Annotated in this window: 2 rRNA genes; both read right to left on the bottom strand. The window is 54.6% G+C overall.

Annotated features, from left to right (window positions below):
• Window positions 1-9: 9 nt before the first annotated feature.
• Window positions 10-121: ribosomal RNA gene (gene rrf / locus ABD819_RS21325) — 5S ribosomal RNA — on the bottom strand.
• A gap of 133 nt (window positions 122-254) precedes the next feature.
• A 23S ribosomal RNA gene (locus ABD819_RS21330) occupies window positions 255-3,179 on the bottom strand.
• Window positions 3,180-3,200: the final 21 nt, after the last annotated feature.

Raw genomic sequence — 3,200 nt, forward strand, 5'->3', positions numbered from 1 at the left:
CTCAAATAAGGTTGGCGGCGACCGACTCTCCCACCGGTGAAGGCAGTACCATAGGCGCACCGGGGCTTAACGACTCTGTTCGGAATGGGAAGAGGTGAACACCCGGGCTAAAGCCACCATTGCTGGCGGGGGTTGCGGTGTTCTACTGGCCTGCTCACGCAGGCACGCAACCCTCAATAACTCGACGTAAGGGGACAAAAACGAAGCGTGTGCGCGCGCTTGACGAATATTCAATGCATTGGTTCAATGCGTGAGGAGCGAAGCCCTCGGCCACTTAGTACGGCTCAGCTATTCTATTTCTAGTTGTTCACCTGCCGCCTATCAACGTCGTCATCTCCGACGGGCCTTCAATTGGGAAATCTCATCTCCAGGTGAGTTTCGCACTTAGATGCTTTCAGCGCTTATCTCGTCCCAGCGTAGCTACCCGGCGCTGCACCTGGCGGTACAACCGGCGCACCAGCGGCTGGTCCATCCCGGTCCTCTCGTACTAAGGACAGGTCCTGTCAAATTTCCAACGCCCACCACAGATAGGGACCGAACTGTCTCACGACGTTCTGAACCCAGCTCGCGTGCCACTTTAATCGGCGAACAGCCGAACCCTTGGGACCTTCTCCAGCCCCAGGACGTGACGAGCCGACATCGAGGTGCCAAACCTCCCCGTCGATATGAGCTCTTGGGGGAGATCAGCCTGTTATCCCCGGCGTACCTTTTATCCTTTGAGCGATGGCCCTTCCATGCGGAACCACCGGATCACTATATCCGTCTTTCGACCCTGCTCGGCTAGTCGGCCTCACAGTCAAGCCCACTTCTGCTATTGCGCTCTGCGTACGGTTACCAAGCGTACTGAGTGGACCTTTGAAAGCCTCCGATACTCTTTTGGAGGCGACCACCCCAGTCAAACTACCCAGCAGCCACTGTCTCCCGAATTACTCGGGATTAGGCATCAGGCACGGCAAGGGCGGTATTTCAACGTTGGCTCCCCGAGAACTAGCGTCCCCGGCTCAGCGCCTCCCGCCTATGCTACACATGCCGAACCCAACACCAATGGCAACCTATAGTAAAGGTGCACGGGGTCTTTCCGTCCCGTGGCGGGTACTCGGCATCTTCACCGAGACTACAATTTCACCGAGCTCACGGCTGAGACAGCGCCCAGATCGTTACACCATTCGTGCAGGTCGGAACTTACCCGACAAGGAATTTCGCTACCTTAGGACCGTTATAGTTACGGCCGCCGTTTACCGGGGCTTCGATTCAAACCTTCGCACCTTGCGGCACTAAGTTCCCCTCTTAACCTTCCGGCACCGGGCAGGTGTCAGACCTTATACATCCGCTTGCGCGTTAGCAAAGTCATGTGTTTTTGTTAAACAGTCGCCTGGGCCTTTTCACTGCGGCTTCTCGTATTGCTACGAGGAAGCGACCCTTCTCCCGAAGTTACAGGTCCATTTTGCCGAGTTCCTTGGCCGTGATTCACTCGAGCGCCTCAGGATACTCTCCTTGACTACCTGTGTCGGTTTGCGGTACGGGTGATAGTAAAATTAAAACGCTTAGCAGGTTTTCTTGGCAGTCGGATTAGGCACACTATCCGCGTGTCCCGAAGGACGTACGGTACTATCAGCTTTCGACTAAGTCCGCGTACTTAACTACGGTCCCAATATCTACGGCCTTCAACGGGCACTTCCGTCCGCCCGCGGTGCTTTCACTTCTGCGTCACTGCATCACTTTTTACCATCAGTACAGGAATATTAACCTGCTGTCCATCGAGTGCACCTTTCGGCTTCCCCTTAGGTCCCGACTAACCCAATTCCGATTAGCGTTGAATTGGAAACCTTAGTCTATCGGCGTGGGGGTTTCGCACCCCCATTATCGTTACTCATGCCTACATATGCTTTTCTCCACGCTCCAGCATCCCTGACGAGACACCTTCACCGCAAGGAGAATGCTCCCCTACCACGTGACAGTCTTGCATGTCACATCCATTGCTTCGGTACCAGATTTGATGCCCGCGTATTATCGACGCCCGCTCGCTCGACCAGTGAGCTGTTACGCACTCTTTAAAGGAATGGCTGCTTCCAAGCCAACCTCCTGGCTGTCAAAGCAAGTGGACCTCCTTTGTTCAACTTAATCTGGATTTAGGGACCTTAGCAGATGGTCTGGGTTCTTTCCCTCTCGGCCGGGGACCTTAGCACCCCAGGCCTCACTGCCGGCTATAGCCACTGGCATTCGGAGTTCATCAGGATTCGGTAGGCTCTGACACCCCCTAGTCCTATTGGTAGCTCTACCTCCAGTGACCTCAACGCCGACGCTGTACCTCAATACATTTCGGGGAGTACGAGCTATTTCTCAGTTTGATTGGCCTTTCACCCCTACCCACAAGTCATCCAAATCCTTTTCAACGGAAACTGGTTCGGTCCTCCAGTGCATGTTACTGCACCTTCAACCTGCTCATGGGTAGCTCACCAAGTTTCGCGTCTACCCCCCCCGACTCCGCGCCCTGTTCAGACTCGCTTTCGCTGCGGCTCCGCGCCTTAAAGCGCTTAACCTTGCCGGGGAGGAGTAACTCGTAGGCTCATTATGCAAAAGGCACGCTATCAGACCACTAAAGTCCTCTAACTGCTTGTAAGCACACGGTTTCAGGTTCTTTTCACTCCGGTATTCCCGGTTCTTTTCACCTTTCCCTCACGGTACTAGTTCACTATCGGTGTCTCAGGAGTATGTAGCCTTAGCGGATGGTGCCGCTCGATTCAGACGGGGTTTCTCCGGCCCCGCCCTACTCAGGATACCACTACCGTAAATCAGAATTGTCGCTTACCGGGCTCTCACCGTCTCTGGCGCCCTTTCCCAAGGGCTTCAGCTAACTCGATTTAATCAGATGTCGTGGTCCTACAACCCCGGATTGGCCGTAACCAACCCGGTTTGGGCTCCTCCCCGTTCGCTCGCCACTACTTGGGGAATCATTGTTATTTTCTTTTCCTGCAGGTACTTAGATGTTTCAGTTCCCTGCGTTTGCCGCCGCCAGTCAAGCTGGTCGGCTCACACATCTTCCATGTGCGGGGTTGCCCCATTCGGAAATCTGAGGATTAACGGGTATGTGCCCCTCCCCCCAGCTTATCGCAGCTTATCGCGTCCTTCGTCGCCTCTGAGACCCTAGGCATCCCCCGTGTGCTCTTGCTTACTTCGCTTTCGTAACGCTACTCCTATTA

The organism is Hymenobacter antarcticus (assembly GCF_039539545.1).
In the GTDB taxonomy this organism is placed as follows: domain Bacteria; phylum Bacteroidota; class Bacteroidia; order Cytophagales; family Hymenobacteraceae; genus Hymenobacter; species Hymenobacter antarcticus.